The following is a 25,993-nucleotide window of genomic DNA, read 5'->3' as shown; positions in this document are numbered from 1 at the left end:
ATAGTCGAGCCCCTTCGCGGGTAACAAATAAACTCTCTAACAAAGAGTTTTTAAAACAGAATTACTTTCCGCCTTTTCCTTCCATAAGCAACCCTAACGCCCAGCGATTATCGAAACCTTTCCAAGGCGCAGGCGTTTCACCGCCGCTTGGTACCTGGTCACTACTGCCCGTTACCTCTAAAAAGGCACAGTAATCTGGCATGTCTTTTACATGGCAGTTCATGAGCGCTAAAGCAAAGTGTTCGTTAATGGCATTGAGCTTTTGTTCTTCCCATGCGGGCTCTATATAGCTACCCAAGTCGAACTCACTGCCATACGCTTCTTTAGGCGCCGGATGAGGAGCAACATTATGACGTGCGTTTTTAATGGTCAGTAACTTTGTATCTTTATGCGCTGTGTTATCAAACAACCAACGAATACCATCGTAGCCTGAAATATCGTCGTTATCACCAGCAACAAACAGCACAGGTACGTCGATATTAGATAGAGACTTTGTATCAAACAACTGCTGTTGCCCGCCCCAAGGCGCTAGCGCTAAGGCAGCTTTCCATGCGGGTAATGTGTCATCACTTGAAGGCTTGCCACCTGCGCACGTATTTAAGGCCGCTTTTACCAACTGAACTGTTGCCGGGTCTTGTGTACCGGTAAAAGTGGCAGCTGTGGTGTCGTTAAATGCGTAGCACCCACCAACAGTACTCATTGCGCCATACCCACCCATAGAGTAACCGATTACTCCTGCGCGAGTGTCGTCAACGTCGTCGGCAAAAAAGCGGTGTTGAGCCACCGCATTCAGCGTGAACACCTGATCTCGTGAGCGATTTAACAGCGTGCTTGGAAACCCACTGTAAGGGCTTTCTGCAAAATTAACGTCTTTGTTTGTTGAGTCTGTATGGTCAATGGCAGCAACCACATATCCATGAGAAGCTAAGTGTTCGCCAAGATAATGCATCAGTGTACGGTAGCCGGTATAACCGTGAGAGATAACTACGATAGGATAGTTTTCGTCCGTCGCCATAATGGGCGCATCGCGATAGGCATCAGCTTGAATTTCAAAAGACTTACCGCTGCGTGTTTCATCGCTATATACGGCTAATTTTGACTCTGCTAAGTCAGTTGATTGAGATGCGGGGTACCAAACCTCTAGGGTTAACTCACGTTTTACCATCTCTCCTGACATTGTCATTGCCGCTTCGGGATAAGCAACTTCAATTGTTTTTACCCCTACCGACAGCTCACCACTTTCGCTAAGTTCGGGCATCACCTCAGCAGGAAAATCTTTATAAACAGTTTGCGCAGAAAGTGCAGTCGCAGAGAATGTAGTAGTAACAAGCATAACGCTTGTGCTGCAAAGTAGGGATAACGTTTTCATGGTTTGCTAATAGCTTGTTAATTAGTAGGCATAGTCATATTACTTAATTGGTACCAACAAGCAAGCAGGGCGCTATTTTTTACATTAATTGTTACAACTAAGTTATTTTTATTAACTACAATGAGCGACTCAAGAAGGTAAACGTATAACCTTTTCCATTCTTATTGGAGCGAAGCTAAAGACAGTCAGTCAATCATCAGTTACAAGATGGTTTAGCGTTTTATCAGGGTTTGAAAGTTTAGTTCCAATTACCTCTTTGATCCTATTCACCAGATCTTTCGATGTCCACTTTTCAGCATGAGATAAAAATATTTCACTTCTTTTTACATCGCTTTTTTCAGCCTGCCTACGAAAGTCTACCCATAAAGAGTAAATATCTTTTTTACCTTTTTCTCGCAATATTAAATCGATAGCCTGATGAATAAGTAAGCCACAAGTATAATATAAGTCAAAGCGGCCTTTATCAGCCGCCTCAACAAGAGGGAAATTGTCTAAACCTGTTGAGCAGTGCGTTCTAAATCTATTGATTTTATTGGCCACATATTCACTTGTTTCAGGATATAATTCCAATAAGGCTAGAGCAGCCGACCAATCTGCATGTCCTTCATGAAGCCAAGATTCATGTCTTTCCCCGTAGGTTTCACCTTGACTACTTCTTTGATATAAGTGAGCAACTTCATGAGCAAAAAACCAAATCGTATTATTTAGAAACTTATTATCTGTCACTTTTTCGTTAAGATTATTTAGATTCCAGTGCATAAATATCTGATTAGATAACGTACCACCTTGAGATGAGTGCCCACCAATATTTGCATATGAAGCAAATAATGTCGGCTTTACACCTTCAAGTTCTCCCAGCCTCTGCTCAAAGTAATTCATCAAGTTAGGAATATCAGAACCTAATGACAGCTTTATTTTTTCAGGCAAACCACTATCAATTACTGCTATAACATTCTGCGTAACAATAGGTTGTTGAGAGCCTACATAAATGTTCATACCGTCATCACTGTCTATCCAACTAGCCTCTCCTTTATAGACATTACCAGCTACAATTATATGCTCGCCTTCAGGTACTTGCATAAAAAGGCGCCATGAGTTGACCTTATCAAGGCATTGATTAATACAGGCAAATAAACGTCCGGTGTAAATTAGTACACCACCGTCTGAATATGGTGAGAATGGAGCATAGTCTTTCGAAAGATGCTTATATGTCGGCGTTAAATGTAAACTGACTTGTGCAAAACTAGAGCCATCCTTTTTAATTAAATATTCTTGATTTTCAATAGACACAATCTCAAAGTCTGAAATTGTAGGCTTCCAGCGTTCAATCCGAGAATTGTCAGGGTTTCTAACAAAACTCAACCGGAATACAGGCTTCTGCGTTTGATACGTTAATGTCCACTTCCCATCTTTGGATTTTATGACAGAAATATCTACCATTGACTCATCTGTAGCCCATGTAGGAAAGCTCAGAGAGAACAACAAGATAAATTTTACGATTTTCAAAATTAATTCCTTTTCATTATATTAATATCTCACGAAAACAAAAAAGCCCTCAAAAAGAGGGCTTAAATGAATCTATTTACAAATTGTTCTCAGGTAAAAGTCAGAACGGAATATCGTCGTCAAAGTCAAAGTCTGGCTCTGCCATTGGCGGAGTTTTAGGCTGAGGCTGATTACCACCTTGAGGAGCAGCTTGATTGAAACCGCCGCCTTGGTTTTGGTTGTAACCACCTTGTTGGCCGCCTTGCTGCTGACCGCCCTGAGCTGGTGCTTGATTATAGCCACCGCCCTGATTCTGGTATCCGCCGCCTTGGTTATTTTGTTGACGTTGGTAACCGCCGTTACCACCACCAGCTTCACCGCCACGACCGCCAAGCATTTGCATTTGGTCTACGATGATCTCTGTGGTGTATTTGTCATTGCCTTGCTGATCCTGCCATTTACGGGTTTGCAATTTACCTTCTACGTAAATCTGCGAACCTTTTTTCAGGTATTCTCCAGCAATTTCAGCCAAGCGACGATACATAGTGAGTCTATGCCATTCCGTACGCTCTTGCGGTTGCCCTTGTTGGTCTTTCCAGCTCTCGCTGGTTGCAAGACTCAGGTTCGCAACGGCGTTTCCGTTCGGCATGTATCTTACTTCAGGATCATTACCAAGGTTTCCTACAAGAATTACCTTGTTCACGCCTTTCGTTGCCATTGATGTCTCCTGTAACGTGTTTATTGGCTTGCTGCGTAGCAACGCTTATTTTAAAGCGCCGCTACTTTGATTTCATCAAAGTTCGACAGCAACAAGCTTGAAAGTTCATAGTTTTTAGCTCTGTAGTATATCGTATTTTTAAAGGGAAAAATGAGTTTTTATCGATGCATTTATTAACAAATAAACGCTATCAAAGTTTTTCATTTCCGTCTTCTGAACTTTCGGTCTGTTCATTTACTTTATCTCGTATCGTTTTTGATATAAGAATGAAAGCGATTAATGATTCAAAATGGGCAAAAAAAAGCCGCTATCCAATGATGCGGCTAAGGGACACAAATAAGCGGCCAAAGATGGGGGGAATAATTTATGCAAAGGCCCCCTGTGTGGCAGTGCATACGTAAATATCAGCGTGATAATTCGTCTCATCAAAGTACTTATCAGCCACTAATCGTTTCACAGCATCAACAGTATCTGTTGGAACTAGCGCAACAACACATCCTCCAAAACCGCCACCTGTCATACGCACACCGCCCGTAACCCCAAGTAACTCATCAATGATGGTGACAAGATAATCAATTGGGGGCACCGTTATTTCAAAATCGTCTCGCATAGACACATGAGATTCGGCCATGGCCTTACTCACCGTTTCAATGTCACCGACTTTTAACGCATTGCTTGCTGACAAGGTTCGCTTGTTTTCGGTAATAATATGTTTAGCTCTGCGGTATACCACCTCGGGCATATGCGGCTTTGCAGCTTCAAGCATATCAATATCGGCTTCGCGCAATGAGGGCACACCGAGTAATGAGGCTCCCTGCTCGCACTGCTGACGGCGAAGGTTGTATTCACTGTCTACCAAGCCGCGCTTCACGTTTGAGTTTATGATGACAATTTGATGGCTGTCAGGCAGCGGCGAGTGTTCAATTGACAGCGACTGACAATCGAGCAGCATGGCTTTACCTTCATTCCCCATTGCCGAGATAAGCTGGTCCATAATGCCGCATGAACAGCCCACGAAGGTATTTTCCGCTTTCTGACCCAGAAGTGCTGCGCTGACTCCATCGAGAGGCAACTGATATAAGGCACTCATTGCTTTTAGTACTGCCACTTCAAATGACGCGGAAGAACTTAAGCCGGCACCTTGAGGTACATTGCCCGTAACTAATAGATTGGCGCCACCAAATGCGGGAAAGTCCTCTTTAAGTACTTTAACCACACCGCGCACGTAGTTTGCCCAACCTTGCTCATCATCGTAGTGAATATCATCAAGGCTGAACGTATTTTGCTGATTCTCATAGTCCATTGCGGTGACAACAATGTTGTTATCGCTTCGCTTTGATGCAGCTACCCAGGTGCCAAAATTAATTGCCGCAGGAAATACGAAGCCGCCGTTGTAGTCGGTATGCTCGCCAATTAAATTTACGCGACCTGGTGCGTGAGCTATCAGTGTCGGTTCTTCTGCAAAGCTTTCTTCAAACGCTGAAGAGAGTACTTGGTTATCCATTCGCATTCTCATGTTTTTTATAGTGCACGCTGGAAAGTGCCTTCAATCTATCTGCGGCTTGTTCTGGGGTTAAGTCGCGCTGGGCCTCAGCCATCATTTCATACCCAACCATGAACTTACGTACACTCGCAGAGCGAAGCAGTGGCGGGAAGAAATGCGCGTGTAACGTCCATTCAGGATGTGCTTGCTTATCAAATGGTGCGCTATGCCAGCCCATTGAATATGGAAATGACGTTTCAAACAAATTGTCATAGCGCGCGGTTATATCGCCAATAATTTGCGCTAGAGAAAACGATTGTTCATCGGTTAATTTGTGCAGTGCTGTTACATCAAAGCGAGGCAGTAACAATGTTTCAAACGGCCATGCCGCCCAATACGGAACTACTACTATCCAGTCATCGTTTTGACATACAACGCGCTCTTGCTTTGCAACTTCTTGCTCAGCGTAGTCTAACAACAAAGGACGTTTGTGTTCGTTATAATAAGCACGCAATTGTACAATCTTTTTAGCCGGATCTGTCGGCACATGCTGCTGCGCCCAAACTTGTCCGTGAGGATGAGGGTTAGAGCAGCCCATCATCGCGCCCTTGTTTTCAAACACCTGAACCCATTGATATTGCTCACCTAACTCTTCTGTCTGTGATTTCCAGCACGCTACAACGTCTGCACGCTCTTGGTCTGTCAATTCAGGAAGAGTTTTACTGTGATCGGGAGAGAAACATATAACCCGGCTGCAGCCCTGTTCGGTTTCGAACTGAAAAAGCCCTTTTTTCTCGCTCAACACCACCGTGTCTTTCTTGAGCGCAGCAAAGTCGTTTTCAAAAACAAACGTGCCAGCGTAATCAGGGTTTACCTCGCCGTTAACACGGGTATTGCCCGGGCATAAATAGCAGGTTGGATCGTAAGACGGTTTTTGCTCATTGTTAGGCTCTTCCGACTGCCCTTGCCATGGTCGTTTCGCGCGATGTGGCGATACCAAAACCCACTCACCTAATAGGGGGTTGAATCTGCGGTGTGGATCATCTGACGGGTCGAATGGGCTTGCCATAGTCGCTCTCTATAAAAATGCGTTTTATGGGCCGTTCACTAAGCCTCAGCGGCAGATAGCACGTGCGCCATACACAAAAGGTTAAACGTTTACCCAAAATAATATATCAATACTTGCAATTTATCAATGTTCGAAGAAGGAAAAATAAATGTTAATTAAAATAACATTTAGTCCTATTCGATAGTCACGTATGTACAGCCACTTTTATACGACCACGTTTATTTTGTTACCGAGAAAGCGTAACGAATTTCCATGTCTAAAGGAGAATCTGGCGTAACGATACAATTTGGAAAGTGAGGCTTGTTCGGTGAGTCAGGGAAAAACTGAGGCTCTAAACACAATGCGCCCATTTGCTGCTGCGTTTTTAGATTACCTGTGTAGAACTGCAGTCCTGGCAAATTGGTATACAGCTTCATGGTAAGCCCAGTGTCGCTGGCGCTCACTTCAGCTTGTGGCTGGGTGTTAGCGCTTTGGCGCAGCACGTAGTTATGGTCGTACCCCCCTACTTTCTCAAAGAGTTCAGACGACGGCATATCATGCATATTCTTTCCTATTTGAGTGGGCACTCTAAAGTCAAAGGGGGTGTCGTTCACAGCAACAAACTCACCGTTTGGTAGCAATGTACTATCCGCATCGGTCACTTCATCTGCAGCAATAGTCAACACCGTGCTCTCTACTGAGCTATCATTACTTAATGTGAAGTAGGCGTGTTGAGTAAAACTGAGCGGGGTTGGTTTATCGGTCGTTGCTTTTATATGTAAGCTAAGCTCATTGTCATTATTTAGGGTATAGCAGGCGGTTACCGCTACATTGCCAGGAAAGCCTCCTTCACCATCGCCGCTGAGTAGCGTTAGCGTGACACTTGCGCTTTGGTCATCACAATGGGTTGACGAGGCCCAATTGCGTTTGTGAAAACCGGCATTACCGCCATGAAGGTTATGCTCGCCGTTGTTTTTATCAAGGTGATAGGTTGTGCCATTAAGACTAAAACACCCATTGCCAATACGGTTAGCGTATCGCCCTACAATAGCGCCGCGATAACTCTCATCGGCCACGTACTCATCTAAGGTATCGAAAGTTTGAATGCAGTGTTTAGGTGCGTTATTGGCATCAGGCATAGTAATTTCTTTTATAATACCGCCTAAGGTTAATATTTTTACTTCCATGTTGTTGGCGTTCGATAAGGTAAACATACTTACTTGTTCATCACTTAGTTGTTCATCACTTTGTTGAACGCTCGCTTTTACGCTCATTTTACCGAAAGCCGACACCTGAATATTCATAACCCTATTTTCGCCTTTTATACTTACGTCAACACCACTGAACACATTGTATCAGCGCAACCTGTTTTCAAAGGGTATACGTTTTCAACAATTATTTGTAGCGCCAGGGATAACATTTTGTATTCAAGTGCCGCTATTAAGTCAGAGTTATTCACTTACTTTTGAAACACGGCTTGCCGCCTTGATGAAAGCCCTAACTAACGGGTTGGAAATTTATCAATTTTTGTAAATATAATGTACGCTATAGGCATTATTTGGCCCTACTGACCGTGCTTTTACAGCCTTTTTACTCTTAAGCGTCACCGTCAGCGAGCCTATCGTTAAAATAAAAATAGAATTGCGAAAACGAAATGGCAACAATTAAAGATATAGCTCAGGCGGCAGGGGTTTCACTTGCCACAGTGTCTCGCGTAATCAACGACGGGCCAAAAGTAGGTAGCGATACGCGAAAACGCGTGAAAAAGATAATGGAAGAGATGGGTTATCGCCCTAACGCCAATGCACGAGCTTTGGTCACAAAGAAAAGCGCATCGCTGGGGGTTGTGATTGCCGAATTACACGACCCATTCTTCGCCATGCTGGCTCATGGCGTAGAATCCGTTACTCGCAAGAACAACGTTCAAATACTATTAAGTGCAGGCTCTATAGAAAAAGAGACGGAGTTACGGGCTATAGAAACGTTGTTGGAGCATCGTGTTGAAGCCATGGTGGTTCACAGCAAGGCCCTTGATGATAAAACCCTCGTAGAGTTCTCAAAACAAGTGCCGGGCTTTGTACTAATTAACCGATATATTCCTGAAATCGCTAATAGATGCGTATGGCTAGACAATGTCACCGGTGGACGTTTAATGGCTGAATATGCGATTAACCAAGGTCACGAACACGTGGCGGTTATCAGCAGTCAGTACCGAATAGACGATCCTAATCAACGGCTTGAAGGTGTTCGCACCGCTATAAAGCACGCCAACTTAGTATTGCCTGAAAGCATGATTGAGTATGCAACGCCAGATCAAGAAGGTGGTGAACTTGCAATGCAGAACTTGTTGGCCACAGGCGCTAAATTTACCGCCGTATTGGCCTATAATGATGCTATGGCGTCAGGCGCCATGACAATGCTACAAGACCATGGTATTGCGGTACCAGAACAGGTATCTGTAATGGGTTACGACGATGTTTTGTTAGCCAAATATTGCCGCCCCAAACTCACCACTTTGCGCTATCCTGTTGAAATGATGGCCTCAAAAGCTGCTGAGCTTGCCCTTAAGTATGCATCGGGGAAAAAGCCAGAAGAAGGTTTAACCTTCAAATATACCCCCACTATTATCAAGCGTGACTCCGTAGTGAGAGTTTAAGCTTTCACCGCTAGCTGTGAAAAGCTATAAACGGCTAAAACACCGACTTTCGACTTAAGTCTAAGATAAAATTGGGGAGACCATGCATTATGGTTATCCCCAATGTGACAAAGCTGTTGATCCTTCACATAATTACGATCAAATTGACCAGCGATCTACAATAATTTTGCTACAGCTATTGATTTTACTGACGTAACGTGATCGGATCAGTTGGGCTTACTTGATCCCGATCGCTTACTTTCATTGACTGTTAACATAGTTACCAACAAGGTTTTCCACTATTTATCCACAGGCAAAAAATGAAATAACGTGATGCAGCTTAATGAGATGCTTTTTGACGAGATAGTATAGATATGAAACGCCTGTATTCAGTAATCGCAAATTCTGAATTTAATGTGGCGTTATGGGTTGCATCAGGAATAACAGAGATATGCTTTTTCTCACTCGCACTGTCGGCAAGAAGTTGTTCGCTGATGACTTGAGGGGTAATTTTATCCTTGGCACCGACGAGTAACCAAAGCGGACCATCAAAATGCCTGAGAATGGGCGCAATTTGCATGCTGTGAACTTCATCATGCAGCTTCATTGCAGTAAATGAATTAGAAAAGCCTGGCACCATATTGGCGATTAAATCAGATATGTTATTGAATGCCCCGTCTAATACCAACCCATCTATTTGCCTGTTAGCAGCCACATAACTCGCAAAATAACTTCCAATGCCCCGTCCGTGGACAATAGTTGGTACAGAAGTATCGAAGGTATTTTTCACATAATCGAATTGCATTAATGCGTCTTTTTTAATCGCATTAATACTGAGCTTGTCGGCCTTTTCACTCGCACCAACCCCTTGATAGTCAAGCCATAGGATATTGGCGGGCAGCTTACCTAGCTGGTGTATCACGTTGTTATTTTCAGACACCGTCATTCGGTTATCAGCAAAGAACAGAATATTAATAACGGGCTCAGCATAAGAAACCGCAACGCCTCGCAAGGTTTCTCCACCCGCATTTTCAATCTCTACAATACTAATACCAGCAGCCACTTTATCTTTTTGAATGGCGCTGTGAAGTCGTGTCGTATCTAACGGTTTTTCTTTGGTATCTTGGTAAAAAAACGCGCTCGGCGAAACGTTGATAGCACACCCTGCCAAAAATACGCTGAAGGCTAGGCAAGATAAAAAGGTTAATAAGGCAGGTTTAAAAGCCATTGGGAAGAACTGTCCGTGTTTTTGTATAATTTATTAAAGCAAAGTACCTGCAGCTTCACAAGCCAAACAGCTATGAGAAATATTTCACGTTCGCTGTGCACCTGCTAAGCTGTGCACCTGCTAAGCTGTGCACCTGCTAAGTAGTGGCTATATAAGAGCTTCACCTTTTCTCAGCGCCTCTTTGCAGCTAGACTGCACCTAGAAAGTACCCAGACAGCACCTAAACCGCTAGCAAAGCGCGCGCTTTCACGGCGTCAAAGTCTCTATTTACTTTTAAGTACGCTGCGCAATTTTCTGCATTCAATGTGACTTCCAAGACTCCCGGCACGGCTAAAAGCGCTTCTTCAAGGGCTTGTTGCTTAGTGCTATCAGGTTGCTTATTGGCATCAAGCAACACGTCTGAACGCAGCCCATTTAACATTACACGCTTCACGGGGCTCACCTCTTTGAGGCCGCTTATAACAAAAATCCAAAGCAGTGTACTTAACGCTCCAACCAGATACGCCACATTAGGAGACCAGATATCAGTGACAACACCCGATACCATCCCACCTAAAAAGGCGCCAAAAAACTGAAAGCTAGCGTAAATCCCCATGGCGGTTCCTTTTTGACCGGCAGGGGCAATGCTCGATACTAAAGCAGGAAAATTTGCCTCTAGGTAATTAAAGCCGGTAAAGAAAAGAATGACCGCTGCCGTCGTTAGCCACAAGCCACTGCCATTGACGCCAAGGGCTAAAAACGCACTTCCCATCAATACCACACCCAGTAGTAATAACCATTTAGGCGTGCGCCCTCTTGCTATTCCCATCATGACAATGAGCCCTAAAACGGACACGCCTAAGACGGGCAGGTACATGCGCCAATGCTCACTCAGCGTCATATCAAAGTTAGTTAAGGTAACGGGTAGCTGCACAAACAACAGCGTAATCAACATATGCAGCACGAGAACGCTTACGTTCAAACGCCACAGTTGCGGGGAAAATATTAAATGACGAAGCTGGCCTTTTTGAGGAAGTGTATCGCCACTGCTGAGTGGCTCAGAGTTCGGTACTACCCATTTTACTAATGGCATACACAGTACGGCTAAAAGGCCTGTTACAGCAAAAACGCCCGCTAAGCCATAGTGATTTGCAATTAAGGGGCCGATGATAACAGCGAGATAAAACGAAAAACCAATCGCTATACCGATAATTGCGAGCACTTTTGCTCGCTGGCTTTCTCTGCTTACGTCGGTGGCAAGTGCCATAATAGCGCCGGCAATAGCTCCCGCGCCTTGTAAAATACGCCCGACAATCATCCATGCCATGGTGTCGGCATTGGCAGCGACAAAACTCCCCACCGCAAACACACTAAGACCCAACAGAATAACGGGTTTACGACCCCATTTGTCAGACATCATGCCCATGGGAATTTGCAATGCCGCCTGTGTCAGCCCGTAGCCACCTACTGCTAAACCTACCAGCAAAGGAGAATAGTCTGGATAGTCCATCGCAGCCACAGCCAAAACAGGCATGACCATGAAAAGGCCCAACATGCGTAAAACATAAACAGATGCTAGCGCAAGCGCCGCGCGTAATTCCAAAGCGTTCAAAGCGTCTGAGTTCCTCAAAAGTTACTGGGCCAAAACAAGGTCGCGAAGTGTAGCATAATACCAGTTTGCATAAATTGTTGGTGTGCCCATGTAGGTTAAAACTGATTAATGTAATCGTCAAAGCGAAAAACGGGGGTTATCAAGTCTGCTCATTAGGGCAATTGAGCACTTCAAGACATAAGTGAAGGTGATCTCCCCCGCATTCAAGTAGTATAACTTCAATGCCATATCACTTTAGTTGATACATATGGCATACTGACCCTTTCATTCAGATTCTTTTTCTCATTAGGCTTCAATGGATAAAATCGAAATACGCGGTGCACGCACTCACAACTTGAAGAATATTGATTTAACACTGCCACGAGACAAACTGGTAGTGATTACTGGCCTTTCTGGATCAGGTAAATCATCTCTTGCATTTGACACTCTGTACGCCGAGGGTCAGCGTCGTTACGTTGAGTCGCTCTCAGCCTACGCTCGTCAATTTTTATCCATGATGGAAAAGCCCGATGTGGATCATATCGAAGGCTTATCACCAGCCATTTCCATTGAACAAAAATCAACATCGCACAACCCGCGCTCTACCGTGGGTACGATCACCGAAATATACGATTACCTGCGCCTCATGTTTGCCCGTGTTGGTACACCGCGCTGTCCCGACCACGATGTACCTCTTGACGCACAAACCGTGAGCCAAATGGTGGATAAAGTGTTGGCCATGCCTGAGGGCAGTAAACTTATGCTGCTTGCTCCTATTGTGAAGGAACGAAAAGGCGAACACGTAAAAGCGCTACAAACCTTATCGGCTCAGGGTTTTATTCGCGCTCGAATTGACGGCGAAGTATGCGATTTATCCGATCCACCGCCTTTGGATCTTCATAAGAAACATACTATTGAAGTGGTAGTAGACCGCTTTAAAGTGCGTGATGATATGGCACTTCGTCTGTCTGAGTCTTTTGAAACCGCCTTATCGCTAGCTAACGGTAACGCGATTGTTGCCGACATGGACGACAAAGACGCTGAAGAAATTATATTTTCCGCCAACTTTGCGTGTCCCCACTGCGGATACAGCTTAAGTGAACTAGAACCTCGCTTGTTCTCGTTTAACAATCCAGCAGGTGCGTGCCCTACGTGTGACGGACTTGGCACTCGCAACTTTTTCGACCCGTCTCGGGTTATTACCAATGCCGAGATTAGTTTGTCAGGCGGTGCCATTCGCGGTTGGGACAAACGCAGTTATTACTACTTTCAAATGCTGCAAGCCGTCGCCGACCATTACAAATTTAGTTTAACGGCGCCGTTTGAAGAATTAGAAAAAGAACATAAAGACATTGTGCTGTATGGCTCAAAAGGTAAGTCGCTATCGTTTAAGTATATTAACGAGCGCGGCGATATCATGGAGCGCAAGCACCCCTTCGAAGGCATAATTCCTAACATGGAACGCCGCTACCGCGAGACAGAGTCGAACTCGGTAAGAGAAGAGCTTGGCAAGTACTTAAGCCAGCAACACTGCAGTAGCTGTAATGGCTCTCGACTGCGGGTTGAGGCGCGCAACGTTTTTATTCAGCAAACAACCCTGCCCACTATCGCCGATATGTCGATAGCAGAAGCTTACACGTTTTTTGAAACCCTCGATCTAGCCGGTCAAAAAGCGCAAATTGCTGAAAAAATATTAAAAGAGATTTTGGACCGCCTACGTTTCTTGGTAAATGTAGGGCTAAACTACTTGTCTCTTTCTCGAAGCGCAGACACGTTATCCGGCGGTGAAGCACAGCGTATTCGCCTTGCCAGTCAAATAGGTGCAGGCTTAGTGGGTGTCATGTATGTACTTGATGAACCCTCTATTGGCTTGCATCAACGAGACAACGAACGCTTATTAAAAACCCTCACCCACTTGCGCGACCTTGGGAATACCGTGCTTGTAGTAGAACACGATGAAGATGCCATTCGCCAAGCGGACCACGTTATCGACATTGGCCCAGGTGCTGGCGTACACGGCGGTGAAATTATCGCCCAAGGTACCATTGACGACATTTTAGCAAGCGAGCACTCACTTACTGGAAAATATCTGTCGGGAAGAGAAAAGATTGATATTCCGGAAAAACGGAATCCAGCGAAGAACAATGAATGGCTAACGCTTAAAGGCGCTACCGGTAACAACTTACAATCTGTTGACCTTCGCATACCCACGGGTGTGATGACCTGCGTAACGGGTGTATCAGGCTCGGGTAAATCGACGCTAATTAACGACACCTTCTACAAGATTGCACAGCGTGAGTTAAATAAGGCGACAACTGCGGAGCCTGCTGCCCATAAATCTATGGAAGGGTTAGAATTGCTCGACAAAGTTGTCGATATTGATCAAAGCCCTATCGGCAGAACACCGCGTTCAAACCCGGCAACCTATGCGGGAATATTTACACCCATTAGAGAGATGTTTGCAGGTACGCAGGAGTCACGCTCTCGTGGTTACAAACCAGGCCGCTTCAGCTTCAATGTGAAAGGCGGTCGTTGTGAAGCCTGCCAGGGCGACGGTGTGATTAAGGTAGAAATGCACTTTTTACCTGATGTGTACGTGCCGTGCGACGTGTGTATGGGCAAACGCTACAACCGCGAAACATTAGACGTAAAGTACAAAGATAAAAATATTCACGAAGTGCTAGAGATGACGGTGGAAGACGCTCGCGTATTTTTTGATGCAGTGCCTTCGATTTCTCGCAAATTGCAAACGCTGATGGATGTGGGTCTGTCTTACATCAAACTCGGTCAGGCGGCGACTACACTGTCTGGCGGTGAAGCACAGCGTGTAAAACTCGCAAAAGAGTTATCAAAAAGAGACACTGGCCAAACCCTTTACATTCTTGATGAACCCACAACTGGGTTACATTTCCACGATATAAAACAGCTGCTTGCTGTACTGCACGAGCTCAGAGACCACGGAAATACTGTGGTGGTGATAGAGCATAACCTCGATGTGATTAAAACTGCCGACTGGATTGTGGACCTTGGTCCTGAAGGAGGATCCGGAGGTGGCCAGATTATTGCAGAGGGAACACCAGAGTATGTTGCAGAACAAGAAGTGTCGCATACAGGCCGCTTCTTAAAGCCACTGCTCGACTAAGCCTGCCAAAAATTACAAACAGGTAGGTAAAAATCGCTTTTAAACTAAGCGTTTTTTACCCGCTTGTTTATTCTGGTCAGAGCTTTATTTTAACGCATCATGAGTTACCATGATGGTTGTTAGTATGCAGTTTATATTACCGGAGCACAGAATGAATCAAACACCGCCATTGGCCCTAGTAAAAACGTGGTATGACCTACTCTCTTCGTCTGAAGACAACAGCGTAAAGCAGCATGCTCAGCAAATGTTACTTAATGCCTTCGAATCACCTGAGGCTATCGCTACCTACTTAAAAGCCAACAATATTCTCAAGCACTAAGACGCTTCATCAGTCATTAGCGCTCGATGAATGTGGTCGACGCGTTCCTATTCAGGCGTGGCTAAAACTTAGACGCCTGAATAGCGAGTCCCTCACACACTGAGTTAAATGCATCGTTTTCTAAGCGTGGAAGCCCTGTCAGTAAGTTTTCATACAGCGCATCTACCACGATAGGCGACAAACTCATTCCCCCGGTGATCATTACCACCTCTGGCTTTACGTCGGTGTTGTCTAAACACTCGGTAACCAAGGTCTTAACCTTATCAAGCCAGGGCTTTAACGCTTTTTGCAGTGAATCTTGGCTAATATCCACTCCAAACTCATCTTCAATATAGTGAAGTGGTAGCGTGATACGAGGCTTACTCGACAATAGCTCTTTGGCCATTCGGGCAGAGTTAACGATGCGTGCCGACAGCTTATTTTCCTGAACGATTAACAACCGCTCTAATTGGGCAGGCTCTTTAATGAGTGACATGGTTTGAGAAATATCTAATCCATAGTCTTCAGAAAAGAAGCGCATTAAGGCAGGAATGTTATCTACCGCGCACATATCAGAGAAGTAGGTTGGCGGTACGGGCAGGCCGTTCATCATTTTCAGCCCCATACCCATTTCAGGAGCGATAGTTTTAAGCACCAGGCTTTTATCGCAATCCATGCCCCCTAAGCGTCGCCCTGTTACCGACAACACATCTTGCTTTCTATCTAACTGATTAGTGCGCTCTGGCGAGAGATTTATGCAACAAATATCGGTAGTACCGCCACCAATATCCACAATAAGTGTGGTGGTATCCCGCGGCAAGGTTTGCTCAATCTTATAGGCCGCAGCAATAGGCTCGTCCAAGAAGTTTACCGTTGAAAAGCCAGCTTGTTTAGCCGCTTCGGTCATTATTTCTATGGCTTGAATGTTCCCTTCTTCACCGCGCGTGCCGTGAAACTTAACCGGACGACCAATCACCGCCGAATCGATGTTGCTACTTAGCTGCTCTTGAGCACATTGCTTAAAGTAACCAAGCTGCTTCGCAATGATGCCGACAAACGCTTTCTTTTGATCGCTATCTAATGACGCCCCCAAAAAGTTTTTTGGCGAGTAAATCAACCGCCCTTTTTCAGGCATTTTCAAAAATCGACGAAACCCAGCTTCACCGAAAGCAAACTTGCCGTGCTCTACCAGTCTTAGCAGAGGAATTTCATCCAGGGACATGGCATGCATTAGCTGTGCAATAGCTTTACGTTGCAGAGCAGGCTTATTGTGAAGGTCGCCACGCAGAGAATTAATCCGTTGGTTATACGTAGCTTGCTCTTTGGGATCTTTCGCTGAGTAATAGCCGTCTTTTGCTTTGTCTATTTGCTCGTTGATAACACGCTGCAACTGCGCCACTTTCGCTTCAACCATGGCATCGGGCGGCGGTGGCAACTCGTCTTCAAAGTAAATAAATACCGACGAACGAATTTTATTGCCCTTCTTATCCAGAGGGTCAAGTTTGATGTGCTGATGGGTGGCACCATCAAAATACACCACTTCAGAATTTGATGTGCCGTAATCAATCCCAATTGCAGTCATAGTTATTACGTAAAAGAAATTTGGTGCGAATTGTAATGTAAAACAATCCATTGGTCACACTAACTGTCACTTTCTTACTCCATTTTGATTAGCTAGGTTGTTAATAGGGAGAACTAGCATTACTGAAAACCACACTACTTAATGCTAGAGTTGTGAAAAACAAAATATAAGCTCTGTACTCTATGACCAATGAAACTCCGTTAGTCACATCTTTCGATGTGCGTTTTTGTGAAACTGATGCGCTGCAGCATGTGAGTAATACGGCTTTAGTGGCATGGTTTGAAGCCGCTCGTGAGCCCATTTTTCGTATGTTTACCCCCGAGTTAGATTTACAAAATTGGCCGCTGATTTTGGCCAGCTACAAAGTGAATTTTTTAGCGCAGATTTTCTATGGCAAGCCAGTAACCGTAAAAACCTTTATAAGCCGATTGGGCAACAGTGCATTCGATGTGTTTCAGGAGCTGTGGCAAGACGACAAGTTATGCTCAACGGGTGTGACTACAATGGTGCATTTTGATTACAACACTCAGCGCTCAGCGCCTATCCCTGATGAGGTGAAAACCATGCTTCATACTCACTTCAAAGACATTTCAGATAAGTAACGCGGGGGGATTAGGAAGCACCATGAGCGATTTAATAGAAGTCATTGATGATGTATTGCCACCAGAGTTGTGTACGCAGCTTATGGACCGATTTGAAAACAGTCCGAACTTGAGTCAGGGCCGTACTGGTGGTGGCGTTGATTTAGATAAGAAGCGCAGCACCGATGTGTCGATTAGCCGTAACGACGAGTTCCAAGATTTATTCAAGCAGGTAATGCAGCACACGGGTCAACAGTTGGTGGCGTATATTGAGAAATACTATTACGCACTCGTAGGGCCCATTGGGCTTACTGTAAAACACCCGAAAACCGGCGAGCCCGTAAAGCTTACTGGGGAAAATTTTGAAGAAGTCGGCAAGCCGAATTTGGCGAACTTAGTGAATTACTTATTTCGGGTGGGCGATGTGAATGCTCAGCGTTATACCGCGGGCAACGGGGGCTACCCCTACTGGCACTCAGAAGTGTATCCACAGCTTCAACATAACGATGCATTACACCGAGTATTGCTGTTTATGTATTATCTTAATGACGTGGATGAGGGCGGCGAAACTGAGTTCTACTATCAAGACCGTTCAGTAAAACCAAAAGCCGGAAGAATGGTTATTGCTCCAGCGTATTTTACCCACACTCACCGCGGGCAAATACCTAAGAGTAATGACAAATATATTCTCACCTCGTGGCTTTTGTTTAACCGTGCAGAGCAGATTTACACCCAAGGGTAGAAGCAAAAGCTGGGCAATATCGAAGGGTTAAAACCCTTCGACGGCCTCACCTTTCAAACGATAGCCCACCGAGGCAATATCGCCCTTCCAACCCTCTGTAGATAGCTCACCCGTCACCCAAATTGCATCGTAAATATTGTCGATAGCAATGCCTTCCTCAAACTTAACATACACAATTTGATTAGAGGGGGGTGGCGGAACGTGGATACAAGCGCCAAAAAACGGCACTAATAAAAACTCAGTGGTGAGTTCGGCCGTGCCTTCAAGAGGAACCACAAAGCCCGGAATTTTAACCCGTTTACCGTCATAGGTATCTACCACAGGCGCGTCGGGCTGTATTTGGCTCATCTCACCGTTGTGCTGCACCGCTGGTGGGGCTAGCTCGTTGAAGCCAGGAGGAACTAAGTCTTCCCAATACACTTCTACCGGCGCCTCTTGAGCTTGCGCTGAAACAGCAAAAAGCATCAAGCAGGATACTAACGCAAATAATGATGTTACTTTTGCAGTAGCCATAATCCTCTCTTATAAACAAAAACGGGCTGGTCGTAACCAGCCCGTTGTAGCATTACAGTCACCTAAGGTGAATTATTCTGCTTTGAAACGCTCAACACTTGAGACAATCTCAGCTTTAGCAGCTGCAGCGTCATCCCAACCGTCAATTTTTACCCACTTACCAGGCTCTAAATCTTTGTAGTGCTCAAAGAAGTGCTCAATTTGCTTAAGCAGCAACGCAGGTACGTCGGCTAATTCTTTAACATCGCGGTAAATAGTAGATAGCTTGTCTACCGGTACAGCAAGAACTTTAGCGTCTTTGCCCGACTCATCAGTCATGTTCAATACGCCGACAGGACGACACTTAATCACTGAACCCGCAAGTAGTGGGAAAGGCGTCATTACCAATACATCAACCGGGTCACCGTCTTCAGACAAGGTGTTGTTAACGTAACCGTAGTTAGTTGGGTAATGCATACATGTCGCCATAAAGCGGTCTACATACAATGCACCAGTATCTTTATCTACTTCATACTTAACTGGGTCAGCGTGTGCTGGGATTTCGATAATTACATTCACTTCATCAGGCAAATTCTTGCCCGCAGGAACAGCATTCAAGCTCATTCGATTGTCCTTACAATAATAGGTTAGAAATTTTGCCCGTAAGTATACGGTGACAGCGGCAAAATAAAAATGGTTTAAGACTGATGTCGCATCAAACTATTGAATTTTGCCGCCTCATAATGACTATTTTATGGCTAGTTAGGCTTTTTTGGCGTAACTCACGCACATATCGACCTCTTCACTCGAGCCGATAATACAAGGTACGCGTTGGTGAATCTCTTCCGGCATCACTTCAAGTATGCGGCCTTCACCTGTTTCTGCTTTACCACCCGCTTGTTCCATCAAAAACGCCATTGGGTTTGCTTCATATAACAAACGCAGTTTTCCTGGCTTTGACGGGTCGCGATTATCAAACGGGTACATAAAAATACCGCCACGACATAATAAACGATGAATATCGCCAACCATGGCAGCCACCCAGCGCATGTTGTAATCTTTCTCACGAGGCCCCTCTTTCCCAGCAAGTAAATCGGCAATGTAAGCCTGCATTGAAGGTTCCCAATGACGCTGGTTAGACGCGTTAATGGAAAACTCAGAGGTTTGCGCCGGCACTTCAATATTGGGGTGCGTTAACAGAAAGCCACCGTGTGTCTTATCTAGCGTGTATATGTGCGTTCCACGGCCTGTAGTGAGTGCAAGCATAGTTGACGGACCATAAAGTACGTAACCTGCTGCAACCATCTGTGTGCCTGGCTGTAGAAAAGCCGAAGGATCATCAGGCTCCATCCATTGAGGCGCATGAGTAATAGAGAAAATGGTACCAATCAAGCTGTTAATTTCAGTATTTGAAGAGCCGTCTAGCGGATCGAAACTCACTAAATATTTGCCCTCAGGATTACACGGAACAACATCGTCTTCTTCTTCTGATGAAATCGCTTTAACGTATCCCGACTCTCTCAGCGTATCTTTTAAAATATGATTAGAAATAACATCGAGCTTCTTTTGCGTCTCGCCCTGCACGTTTTCAGAGAGCGTTGAACCCAGTACGCCAGCAAGGGCGCCCTGACTAACACGGAAAGAAATTTCTTTGCAACCAGCTAACAGCGTGCGAATGAGCAATATTAGCTCAAGCGGTGCACCGTCTTGTTGCAACTGAGAATTTAAACGTTTCATTTATTAAAAGCCTTTTTTTCGAGTGTAGGGTGTGGTGTCACAAGACGCACAATTTTCGCACTGGCTTATCGCTCTTCGCTCTGCCAGTTAGTCTTTTGCCAGTTAGTCCTTTGCAAGTGTGTCGACAGACGGCGCGTTAGCAATGTGCCGCACATCAATTGTAACCATGTTCGCCTAGAAATAGAACAGACATACAGGGTTATATACCATCAGAGTAACATTCACACACCATACCAGTTTTAGCGTTATCGACCTGAGCGTTCAATAAATAAGGCTAACGTTGACTGTAAACGTGAGATAGCAGTGGCTAATCAAAGCGCTTAAGCTGAGTTTTTTCTCACGTTGGATTATCCAAATCTTTTAAGGTTCTGATACAGTACACCCCATAAATGACAAGAATGAGAATGCGCTATGCACGTACATATTTTGGGTATCTGCGGAAGTTTTATGGGCGGCATTGCAGCCATCGCTAAGTCACTTGGACACAAAGTGACAGGGTCTGATAGCAATGTTTATCCCCCCATGAGCACCCAGTTAGAGGCTTTGGGAATAGAACTCACTGAAGGGTTTGACGATAGCCAGTTTTCGCCAACGCCTGATATCGTTATTGTTGGCAATGCCTTGTCTCGCGGCAATCCGGCCGTAGAGTATGTGCTCAGCCGCAACCTAGCCTATACCAGCGGGCCTCAATGGCTGTTAGATAACCTGCTAAAAGATAGATGGGTTATTGGCTTATCGGGCACCCATGGTAAAACAACCACCAGCAGTATGGTGGCATGGATATTAGACTATACGGGGCTAAATCCTGGCTACCTTATTGGTGGCGTTCCTGAAAATTTTGGCGTTTCAGCACGCATTGGCGATGGGCCATTCTTTGTCATTGAAGCCGATGAATACGACAGCGCGTTTTTCGACAAACGTTCTAAATTTGTACACTACCGTCCAAAAACGCTGGTGATTAATAATTTAGAGTTTGATCACGCAGATATCTTTCCTAATTTGGCCGCCATACAAACCCAATTTCATCACTTAATTAGAATGGTGCCAGAAAATGGCTTAATTCTTTCACCAAGTGACGTCCCTGCTATTGAAGAAACCTTAGCACAAGGTTGTTGGTCGTCTCGTCAATGTTTAGGTAAAGAATGGTCTAGTCAATTACTGAACAAAGACGGCAGTGAATTTGATGTTATCCATAATGGTGACACCAAAGGTACCGTAACATGGTCGCTTCTCGGTCAGCACAATGTGGACAATGGCCTTATGGCAATTGCCGCTGCTCACCATGCTGGCGTAACGCTACCTGATGCAATTGCAGCCCTCGCCCAGTTCAAAAATGTAAAACGTAGAATGGAAGTTAAGGGCGTGGTGAATAACATCACGGTATACGATGACTTTGCTCACCACCCTACCGCCATAGCAACCACCCTTGAAGGGCTTCGCAATAAAGTAGGCAATGCGCGAATTCATGCCGTATTAGAACCCCGCTCTAACACGATGAAAATGGGCATTCACAAAGACACGTTAGCAAATTCGTGGCAGCAAGCCGACGAGGTATACTTATACGAGCCCAAAGAAATGGGATGGTCGTTAAGTGAAGCTGCGGCCCAAAGCCCCGTTTCCTCACAGTGTTTTAATGAGGTAGAACCGATCGTTCAACTCCTAGCTAACGTAGCACTGCCAGGCGATCATATTCTCATTATGAGCAATGGTGGTTTCGACGGTATTCACGGGCGTTTATTAGATGCGCTTAGTAAAAAAATATAACAAGGCCAACACATGAAACATGACAAGCAAGTCACTCTTGCTATTACCGGCGCGTCTGGCGCACCGTATGCACTTACATTGCTGCAATCACTCGTTAGCACCGACTACCAAGTTTACGTGCTTATCTCATCTGCGGCTAAAGTGGTGTTCGCTACCGAAGAAAATGTAAAAATTCCTTCGCGCCCTGAAGATGCAGCGGCATTTTTTACCGAGCACTGCGGCGGTAAACCTGGCCAAATTAAGGTATTCGGAAAAGAAGAATGGTTTTCTCCGGTTGCGTCAGGCTCGGCGGCGCCGGCTAAAATGGTTGTGTGCCCTTGCTCTACCGGCACCTTATCGGCTATCTCCATTGGGGCGAGTGATAACCTTATTGAGCGGGCAGCCGACGTCGTACTCAAAGAGCGAGGCCAACTTATTTTAGTCCCCCGTGAAATGCCGCTTTCCTCTATTCACCTAGAAAATATGTTAAAACTGTCACAAATGGGTGCCACAATTATGCCAGCAGCTCCCGGCTTCTATCACAATCCTAAGACAATCGATGATCTGGTAGACTTTGTCGTGGCTCGAATTTTAGACCACTTAGGTATAGAACAATCATTGGTTGCTCGGTGGGGCTACCAATCGTCAAAACATTCAGAGGAATAACTATGTTTGCATTTGCAAATTGGACTTGCGCAGTGGCATTAAGTACACTGATAACAATGTGCATTGCTTCACCCGCTTTTGGTTGGGGTCAAACGGGCCACCGAGTAACGGGCGCTATTGCCGAGCAGTATTTAAGCCCGCTGTCGCAAGCGGCGCTCATGGACTTATTACCCCATGGCTCCCTTGCCGAAGCCTCAACCCATGCCGATGAAATGCGCTCAAACCCCAGTGAATTTTGGCAAAAGACCGCTAATCCTTGGCATTATGTAACAGTGCCTGAAGGTAAACGCTATGTTGAAGTAGGTGCACCAGAGCAAGGCGACGCATTCAGTGCACTTAGCGATTTTACTAAAACGTTGAAAAGCGAAACGGCGAGTGATGATGAAAAACGTCTGGCTCTTCGTTTTATCGTGCACATTATTGGCGACTTGCATCAGCCGCTTCATGCTGGCAATGGCACCGATCGCGGTGGCAACGATGTAAAGGTTCGGTTTTTCTGGCAAGACTCTAACTTGCACCGCGTGTGGGACTCGCAAATGTTAGATCAGCGCGCACTTTCTTACACCGAGTGGACATCATGGTTAACTGAGCAAATAACCGCAGAGGATATTCGCAACTGGGCAACGACCGATCCTTACGTATGGATTGAAGAGAGCGTGAGCATTCGCGACACTATCTATCCGACTGATGCCAATAAAATGGGTTATGACTACCTATACAATCATTTGCCAACGGCTAAACGTCGTCTGCAAATGGCGGGAATACGCATTGCCATGTATTTAAACGCTGTATTTGAAGACGCAAATAAATAATCAGTAACGCAATGGCGTGATGTTCTTATCGAATAAGCTGAACTAGTACAAAATAAAAAACGGAGGCCTAGGCCTCCGTTTTTTATTTTGTACTCAATTCACTTATTTAGTTCGCTTTTAAATTCACTTTGAGCTTACATTTTAATCTACATCTAGCGGCTCTGGTGACAAGATAACCCCAGTGCTATCAGCGTAAAGGTGATCTTCTGGTAGGAAAGTCACACCACCAAAATTAACTGGGATATCGACATCGCCCACGCTTTCAGCGTCGGCATTCACTGGAATAGCAGCCACCGCCAGCACGCCAATATCTAATTCAGCAAGACTGTCTATTTCTCTTACGCTGCCATAGCACACCACGCCTTCCCAATCGTTATCTATAGCGATTTGTGCCGATGTAGCGTCAAACAGTGCACGACGAGCGGAACCACCACCATCAATTAACAGCACTTTACCTGCTCCAGGCTGGGCTAAAACGCGGTCGATAAGGCCACGGTCTTCAAAGCACTTAATTGTTGTGATTTCACCACCAAATGAATAACGCCCACCAAAGCTCGCAAAAATTGGGTCTACGACATCCACGCTATCAGCAAACAAGTCGCATAATTCTGAAGTGTTGTATTCCATGGCCCTGCCTTACATTAGTTAATTTGTGTGAAAAATCACAACGCACTGTATTTCGCTAGCATAGCACTAATTTACACGTTGAAAACGCTTGTTTTCATCACTTAATTGAAATTCATTGTATGTTGCGATTATCGGAAAAAACAACAAGATTGAGCACAGTTCTTGCAGCTTTTAGTCAAAACGTAGATACAATTTTTAACCTTTATTAATACGAGTAAACCGAAACGCCACCCGTGCCTCTTTGCAAGGCTGTGGTTAAACGAGACGATAGACTCACTTGACGTGTTGGCATTTGTAAAAAATGGCTCTTCTAAAAAACTGGCCGCTGTAAAAAATGTTTCTTCATACTGTCACCTATTGGTCACAGAACCTAACTAACGTGTGCGATAAGTAACCAACAGAGGACAAGGTTATAATTATGAAATCCTTGACCAAGTACGATACTGACTTATTTTACCGCCTATACAAATTGACGCAAAAAAGAGACTGCCGTTCCATCATTTGGTTATCAAAAACCGGCGATGGTTACCTCTATCTTGTTGTGGGAATGTTGCTTTGGGCATTTGAGCCTGAACACGGTGAAATTTTCCTCTACACAGCCCTTATGGCATATGCACTAGAGTTGCCCATTTATTTATTGCTGAAGAAAACCTTAAAACGTCCTCGACCTTGCGATTTTCTGACTAATTTTAAAGCCCATATTACGCCTTCAGATAAGTTTTCGCTGCCTTCTGGCCATACGGCTGCGGCATGGCTAATGGCGTGCATAGTGGCTCATTTTTACCCGTCTTTTTCGATTGTGGTTTACGGATGGGCTTCACTCATCGGGTTATCCCGAGTGTTGCTTGGCGTACATTATCCTTCTGATGTTGTTGCAGGGGCATTACTGGGAATTGCCATCGCGTTCCTCAGTACTCCTATATTGGTGTGATATGAAAATACTTTACGGTGTGCAGGGCACAGGCAATGGGCACATTGCTCGAGCGAGAATTATGGCTGCTGCATTTGCAGAGCGAAGTGACATTGATGTGGACTTTGTATTTACAGGGCGAGCACCGGAAAAATACTTTGATATGGATGTGTTCGGTCACTACAGAACACTGTGCGGATTAAGCTTTATCTACAAAGATGGTAAAGTCAAAAAATGGGACACGGTACGCCAAGCGAATGTTAGGCAGTTTATCAATGACGTAAAGCAGTTTGATGCTAGTCAATACGACTTACTTATTAACGACTTTGAGCCTGTTACCGCGTGGGCTGCAAAGCGCCAAGGATTACCCTCCATATCTATCAGCCACCAAGCGGCCTTTGCGTATGATGTGCCCAAGCGGGGTAACTCGCTATTTGATACCGCTTTAATGAAAATATTTGCGCCAACCCAGCAGAAAATTGGGGTTCACTGGTATCATTTTAACCAACCTATCATTCCTCCTTTTGTGGTTGATAAGCCTATCGCCCATGCAAAAAACAGCCATATATTGGTTTATCTCCCCTTTGAAAATATTAATGACATAAGGGATATGCTTGAGCCGCTGGCCGACCAAACCTTTCTTTGCTTTCACCCAGATATAGAAAAGGCCCACACTCAGGGGCATATTCAGTGGAATCCCACCTCTAAAGTGCATTTCCACAAAGCCTTACAAAACTGTAATGGGGTAGTAGCCAACGGCGGGTTTGAGCTTTCAAGTGAAGCGCTGCAGCTAGGCAAAAAGTTGCTTATTAAGCCATTGCACGGACAGTTTGAGCAGTTATCGAATGTGTTTATGCTTGATAGCCTTAACTTGTGCCAGCCTTTGTTTCAGCTAGACACCGATATACTAGAAGAATGGCTGACGTCTGAAGATATTGAGCCAATCACCTTCCCTGATAATGCGAATTTGCTTATTGATTGGATCAAACAAGGCAACTACACAGATACAAAAACGCTTTGTGAAGCCCTTTGGAAAAACGTCCACTATGGAGATAAAACGAGAGAACGTTTATTGTCTCTTGCAATTTAATACCGCAATGCGATGATAGCGGCATTTATCGTATT

Annotated in this window: 23 protein-coding genes; 10 read left to right on the top strand and 13 right to left on the bottom strand. The window is 45.0% G+C overall.

The genetic code is table 11. The annotated features are described in order from the left end of the window. Positions 1–61 precede the first annotated feature (61 nt). The 6 genes from V7R39_RS10300 to V7R39_RS10275 all read right to left on the bottom strand — a co-directional run bounded on the left by V7R39_RS10300 (position 62) and on the right by V7R39_RS10275 (position 7,407). A complete protein-coding gene (locus tag V7R39_RS10300; protein ID WP_334030529.1) occupies positions 62–1,369 on the bottom strand; it encodes an alpha/beta hydrolase family protein in 1,308 nt (435 codons plus the stop codon). A 189-nt stretch (positions 1,370–1,558) separates the two neighbouring features. After that, complete coding sequence (locus V7R39_RS10295) at positions 1,559–2,875, bottom strand: hypothetical protein (RefSeq protein ID WP_334030528.1); 1,317 nt, start codon at positions 2,873–2,875, stop codon at positions 1,559–1,561. 100 nt (positions 2,876–2,975) lie between these two features. Beyond that, entirely contained in the window at positions 2,976–3,572 is a 597-nt protein-coding gene (locus V7R39_RS10290) for a single-stranded DNA-binding protein (RefSeq protein ID WP_163106614.1), read from the bottom strand. Between the two features lie 364 nt (positions 3,573–3,936). Then, the gene (galK, locus tag V7R39_RS10285; protein WP_334030526.1) at positions 3,937–5,076 is read right to left on the bottom strand and encodes a galactokinase; all 1,140 of its coding nucleotides are present in this window, start codon (positions 5,074–5,076) and stop codon (positions 3,937–3,939) included. Continuing rightward, complete coding sequence (locus V7R39_RS10280; protein ID WP_334030525.1) at positions 5,069–6,124, bottom strand: UDP-glucose--hexose-1-phosphate uridylyltransferase; 1,056 nt, start codon at positions 6,122–6,124, stop codon at positions 5,069–5,071. Before V7R39_RS10280 ends, galK begins: the two co-directional genes overlap by 8 nt. 218 nt (positions 6,125–6,342) lie before the next feature. Then, positions 6,343–7,407, bottom strand: a complete 1,065-nt coding sequence (locus V7R39_RS10275) for an aldose epimerase family protein (protein ID WP_334030522.1) — start codon at positions 7,405–7,407, stop codon at positions 6,343–6,345. Positions 7,408–7,757: 350 nt separating this feature from the next. Between V7R39_RS10275 and V7R39_RS10270 the strand changes: the two genes are divergently transcribed. Next, complete coding sequence (locus V7R39_RS10270; RefSeq protein WP_032097078.1) at positions 7,758–8,759, top strand: LacI family DNA-binding transcriptional regulator; 1,002 nt, start codon at positions 7,758–7,760, stop codon at positions 8,757–8,759. Between the two features lie 319 nt (positions 8,760–9,078). Here the strand turns inward: V7R39_RS10270 and V7R39_RS10265 are convergent, their stop codons facing one another. Together V7R39_RS10265 and V7R39_RS10260 are read right to left on the bottom strand one after the other, a co-directional pair. Then, on the bottom strand, positions 9,079–9,966 hold the full coding sequence (locus V7R39_RS10265) for an alpha/beta hydrolase (RefSeq protein WP_334030520.1): 888 nt from the start codon (positions 9,964–9,966) through the stop codon (positions 9,079–9,081). 220 nt (positions 9,967–10,186) lie between these two features. Then, the gene (locus tag V7R39_RS10260) at positions 10,187–11,557 is read right to left on the bottom strand and encodes an MFS transporter (protein WP_334030518.1); all 1,371 of its coding nucleotides are present in this window, start codon (positions 11,555–11,557) and stop codon (positions 10,187–10,189) included. 295 nt (positions 11,558–11,852) lie between these two features. Between V7R39_RS10260 and uvrA the strand changes: the two genes are divergently transcribed. Together uvrA and V7R39_RS10250 are read left to right on the top strand one after the other, a co-directional pair. Continuing rightward, positions 11,853–14,678, top strand: coding sequence for an excinuclease ABC subunit UvrA (gene uvrA / locus V7R39_RS10255; protein WP_334030517.1), 2,826 nt, complete (start codon positions 11,853–11,855; stop codon positions 14,676–14,678). Between the two features lie 109 nt (positions 14,679–14,787). Beyond that, positions 14,788–14,997, top strand: a complete 210-nt coding sequence (locus V7R39_RS10250; RefSeq protein ID WP_334030516.1) for a hypothetical protein — start codon at positions 14,788–14,790, stop codon at positions 14,995–14,997. Between the two features lie 61 nt (positions 14,998–15,058). On the opposite strand, the gene V7R39_RS10245 is transcribed toward V7R39_RS10250, so the two are convergent. Then, a complete protein-coding gene (locus V7R39_RS10245) occupies positions 15,059–16,558 on the bottom strand; it encodes an Hsp70 family protein (RefSeq protein ID WP_334030514.1) in 1,500 nt (499 codons plus the stop codon). A 182-nt stretch (positions 16,559–16,740) separates the two neighbouring features. On the opposite strand from V7R39_RS10245, the gene V7R39_RS10240 reads away from it, so the two are divergent. Together V7R39_RS10240 and V7R39_RS10235 are read left to right on the top strand one after the other, a co-directional pair. Continuing rightward, complete coding sequence (locus V7R39_RS10240; RefSeq protein ID WP_334030512.1) at positions 16,741–17,160, top strand: acyl-CoA thioesterase; 420 nt, start codon at positions 16,741–16,743, stop codon at positions 17,158–17,160. Positions 17,161–17,182: 22 nt separating this feature from the next. Then, on the top strand, positions 17,183–17,881 hold the full coding sequence (locus V7R39_RS10235) for a 2OG-Fe(II) oxygenase family protein (protein WP_032097067.1): 699 nt from the start codon (positions 17,183–17,185) through the stop codon (positions 17,879–17,881). Positions 17,882–17,908: 27 nt separating this feature from the next. On the opposite strand, the gene V7R39_RS10230 is transcribed toward V7R39_RS10235, so the two are convergent. From V7R39_RS10230 to V7R39_RS10220, 3 genes are all read right to left on the bottom strand, one after another. Beyond that, positions 17,909–18,394 (bottom strand): DUF3299 domain-containing protein, encoded by a 486-nt coding sequence (locus tag V7R39_RS10230; RefSeq protein ID WP_334030510.1) that lies wholly within the window; start codon positions 18,392–18,394, stop codon positions 17,909–17,911. A gap of 72 nt (positions 18,395–18,466) precedes the next feature. Further along, positions 18,467–18,997 (bottom strand): inorganic diphosphatase, encoded by a 531-nt coding sequence (gene ppa / locus V7R39_RS10225; RefSeq protein ID WP_163106603.1) that lies wholly within the window; start codon positions 18,995–18,997, stop codon positions 18,467–18,469. 138 nt (positions 18,998–19,135) lie between these two features. Then, positions 19,136–20,110 carry a class 1 fructose-bisphosphatase gene (locus V7R39_RS10220; RefSeq protein ID WP_032097064.1) on the bottom strand — a complete coding sequence of 325 codons (975 nt, stop codon included), beginning with the start codon at positions 20,108–20,110 and terminating at the stop codon, positions 19,136–19,138. Between the two features lie 411 nt (positions 20,111–20,521). Between V7R39_RS10220 and mpl the strand changes: the two genes are divergently transcribed. Genes mpl through V7R39_RS10205 form a run of 3 tightly spaced genes read left to right on the top strand, consistent with a single transcriptional unit; the run spans position 20,522 to position 23,331 of the window. After that, entirely contained in the window at positions 20,522–21,874 is a 1,353-nt protein-coding gene (mpl, locus tag V7R39_RS10215) for a UDP-N-acetylmuramate:L-alanyl-gamma-D-glutamyl-meso-diaminopimelate ligase (RefSeq protein ID WP_334030508.1), read from the top strand. Positions 21,875–21,886: 12 nt separating this feature from the next. Next, complete coding sequence (locus V7R39_RS10210; protein ID WP_334030506.1) at positions 21,887–22,519, top strand: flavin prenyltransferase UbiX; 633 nt, start codon at positions 21,887–21,889, stop codon at positions 22,517–22,519. Positions 22,520–22,521: 2 nt separating this feature from the next. Continuing rightward, on the top strand, positions 22,522–23,331 hold the full coding sequence (locus V7R39_RS10205) for a S1/P1 nuclease (protein WP_334030504.1): 810 nt from the start codon (positions 22,522–22,524) through the stop codon (positions 23,329–23,331). Positions 23,332–23,472: 141 nt separating this feature from the next. On the opposite strand, the gene rraA is transcribed toward V7R39_RS10205, so the two are convergent. Beyond that, a complete protein-coding gene (rraA, locus tag V7R39_RS10200; protein ID WP_032094636.1) occupies positions 23,473–23,958 on the bottom strand; it encodes a ribonuclease E activity regulator RraA in 486 nt (161 codons plus the stop codon). Positions 23,959–24,376: 418 nt separating this feature from the next. On the opposite strand from rraA, the gene V7R39_RS10195 reads away from it, so the two are divergent. Continuing rightward, on the top strand, positions 24,377–24,889 hold the full coding sequence (locus V7R39_RS10195; protein ID WP_334030501.1) for a phosphatase PAP2 family protein: 513 nt from the start codon (positions 24,377–24,379) through the stop codon (positions 24,887–24,889). 1 nt (position 24,890) lies between these two features. Continuing rightward, on the top strand, positions 24,891–25,958 hold the full coding sequence (locus V7R39_RS10190) for an MJ1255/VC2487 family glycosyltransferase (protein ID WP_334030500.1): 1,068 nt from the start codon (positions 24,891–24,893) through the stop codon (positions 25,956–25,958). The last annotated feature ends 35 nt before the right edge of the window (positions 25,959–25,993 follow it).

Origin of the sequence: Alteromonas sp. P256, from assembly GCF_036864455.1 — a bacterium.
GTDB lineage: Bacteria > Pseudomonadota > Gammaproteobacteria > Enterobacterales > Alteromonadaceae > Alteromonas.
The sequence above is the reverse complement of the archived record's forward strand: the minus strand, read 5'-3'. Positions and strand labels throughout refer to the sequence as shown.

Excerpts from the sequence above, each read along its gene's own strand:
- V7R39_RS10190 (WP_334030500.1), top strand. The coding sequence starts at position 24,891 with ATGAAAATACTTTACGGTGTGCAGGGCACAGGCAATGGGCACATTGCT.
- V7R39_RS10195 (WP_334030501.1), top strand. The coding sequence starts at position 24,377 with ATGAAATCCTTGACCAAGTACGATACTGACTTATTTTACCGCCTATAC.
- ppa (WP_163106603.1), bottom strand. The coding sequence starts at position 18,997 with ATGAGCTTGAATGCTGTTCCTGCGGGCAAGAATTTGCCTGATGAAGTG.
- V7R39_RS10265 (WP_334030520.1), bottom strand. The coding sequence starts at position 9,966 with ATGGCTTTTAAACCTGCCTTATTAACCTTTTTATCTTGCCTAGCCTTC.
- rraA (WP_032094636.1), bottom strand. The coding sequence starts at position 23,958 with ATGGAATACAACACTTCAGAATTATGCGACTTGTTTGCTGATAGCGTG.
- V7R39_RS10210 (WP_334030506.1), top strand. The coding sequence starts at position 21,887 with ATGAAACATGACAAGCAAGTCACTCTTGCTATTACCGGCGCGTCTGGC.
- V7R39_RS10245 (WP_334030514.1), bottom strand. The coding sequence starts at position 16,558 with ATGACTGCAATTGGGATTGATTACGGCACATCAAATTCTGAAGTGGTG.
- V7R39_RS10220 (WP_032097064.1), bottom strand. The coding sequence starts at position 20,110 with ATGAAACGTTTAAATTCTCAGTTGCAACAAGACGGTGCACCGCTTGAG.
- V7R39_RS10280 (WP_334030525.1), bottom strand. The coding sequence starts at position 6,124 with ATGGCAAGCCCATTCGACCCGTCAGATGATCCACACCGCAGATTCAAC.
- V7R39_RS10275 (WP_334030522.1), bottom strand. The coding sequence starts at position 7,407 with ATGAATATTCAGGTGTCGGCTTTCGGTAAAATGAGCGTAAAAGCGAGC.
- V7R39_RS10230 (WP_334030510.1), bottom strand. The coding sequence starts at position 18,394 with ATGGCTACTGCAAAAGTAACATCATTATTTGCGTTAGTATCCTGCTTG.
- V7R39_RS10240 (WP_334030512.1), top strand. The coding sequence starts at position 16,741 with ATGACCAATGAAACTCCGTTAGTCACATCTTTCGATGTGCGTTTTTGT.
- V7R39_RS10235 (WP_032097067.1), top strand. The coding sequence starts at position 17,183 with ATGAGCGATTTAATAGAAGTCATTGATGATGTATTGCCACCAGAGTTG.
- V7R39_RS10300 (WP_334030529.1), bottom strand. The coding sequence starts at position 1,369 with ATGAAAACGTTATCCCTACTTTGCAGCACAAGCGTTATGCTTGTTACT.
- V7R39_RS10250 (WP_334030516.1), top strand. The coding sequence starts at position 14,788 with ATGATGGTTGTTAGTATGCAGTTTATATTACCGGAGCACAGAATGAAT.
- V7R39_RS10205 (WP_334030504.1), top strand. The coding sequence starts at position 22,522 with ATGTTTGCATTTGCAAATTGGACTTGCGCAGTGGCATTAAGTACACTG.
- mpl (WP_334030508.1), top strand. The coding sequence starts at position 20,522 with ATGCACGTACATATTTTGGGTATCTGCGGAAGTTTTATGGGCGGCATT.
- galK (WP_334030526.1), bottom strand. The coding sequence starts at position 5,076 with ATGGATAACCAAGTACTCTCTTCAGCGTTTGAAGAAAGCTTTGCAGAA.
- uvrA (WP_334030517.1), top strand. The coding sequence starts at position 11,853 with ATGGATAAAATCGAAATACGCGGTGCACGCACTCACAACTTGAAGAAT.
- V7R39_RS10270 (WP_032097078.1), top strand. The coding sequence starts at position 7,758 with ATGGCAACAATTAAAGATATAGCTCAGGCGGCAGGGGTTTCACTTGCC.
- V7R39_RS10290 (WP_163106614.1), bottom strand. The coding sequence starts at position 3,572 with ATGGCAACGAAAGGCGTGAACAAGGTAATTCTTGTAGGAAACCTTGGT.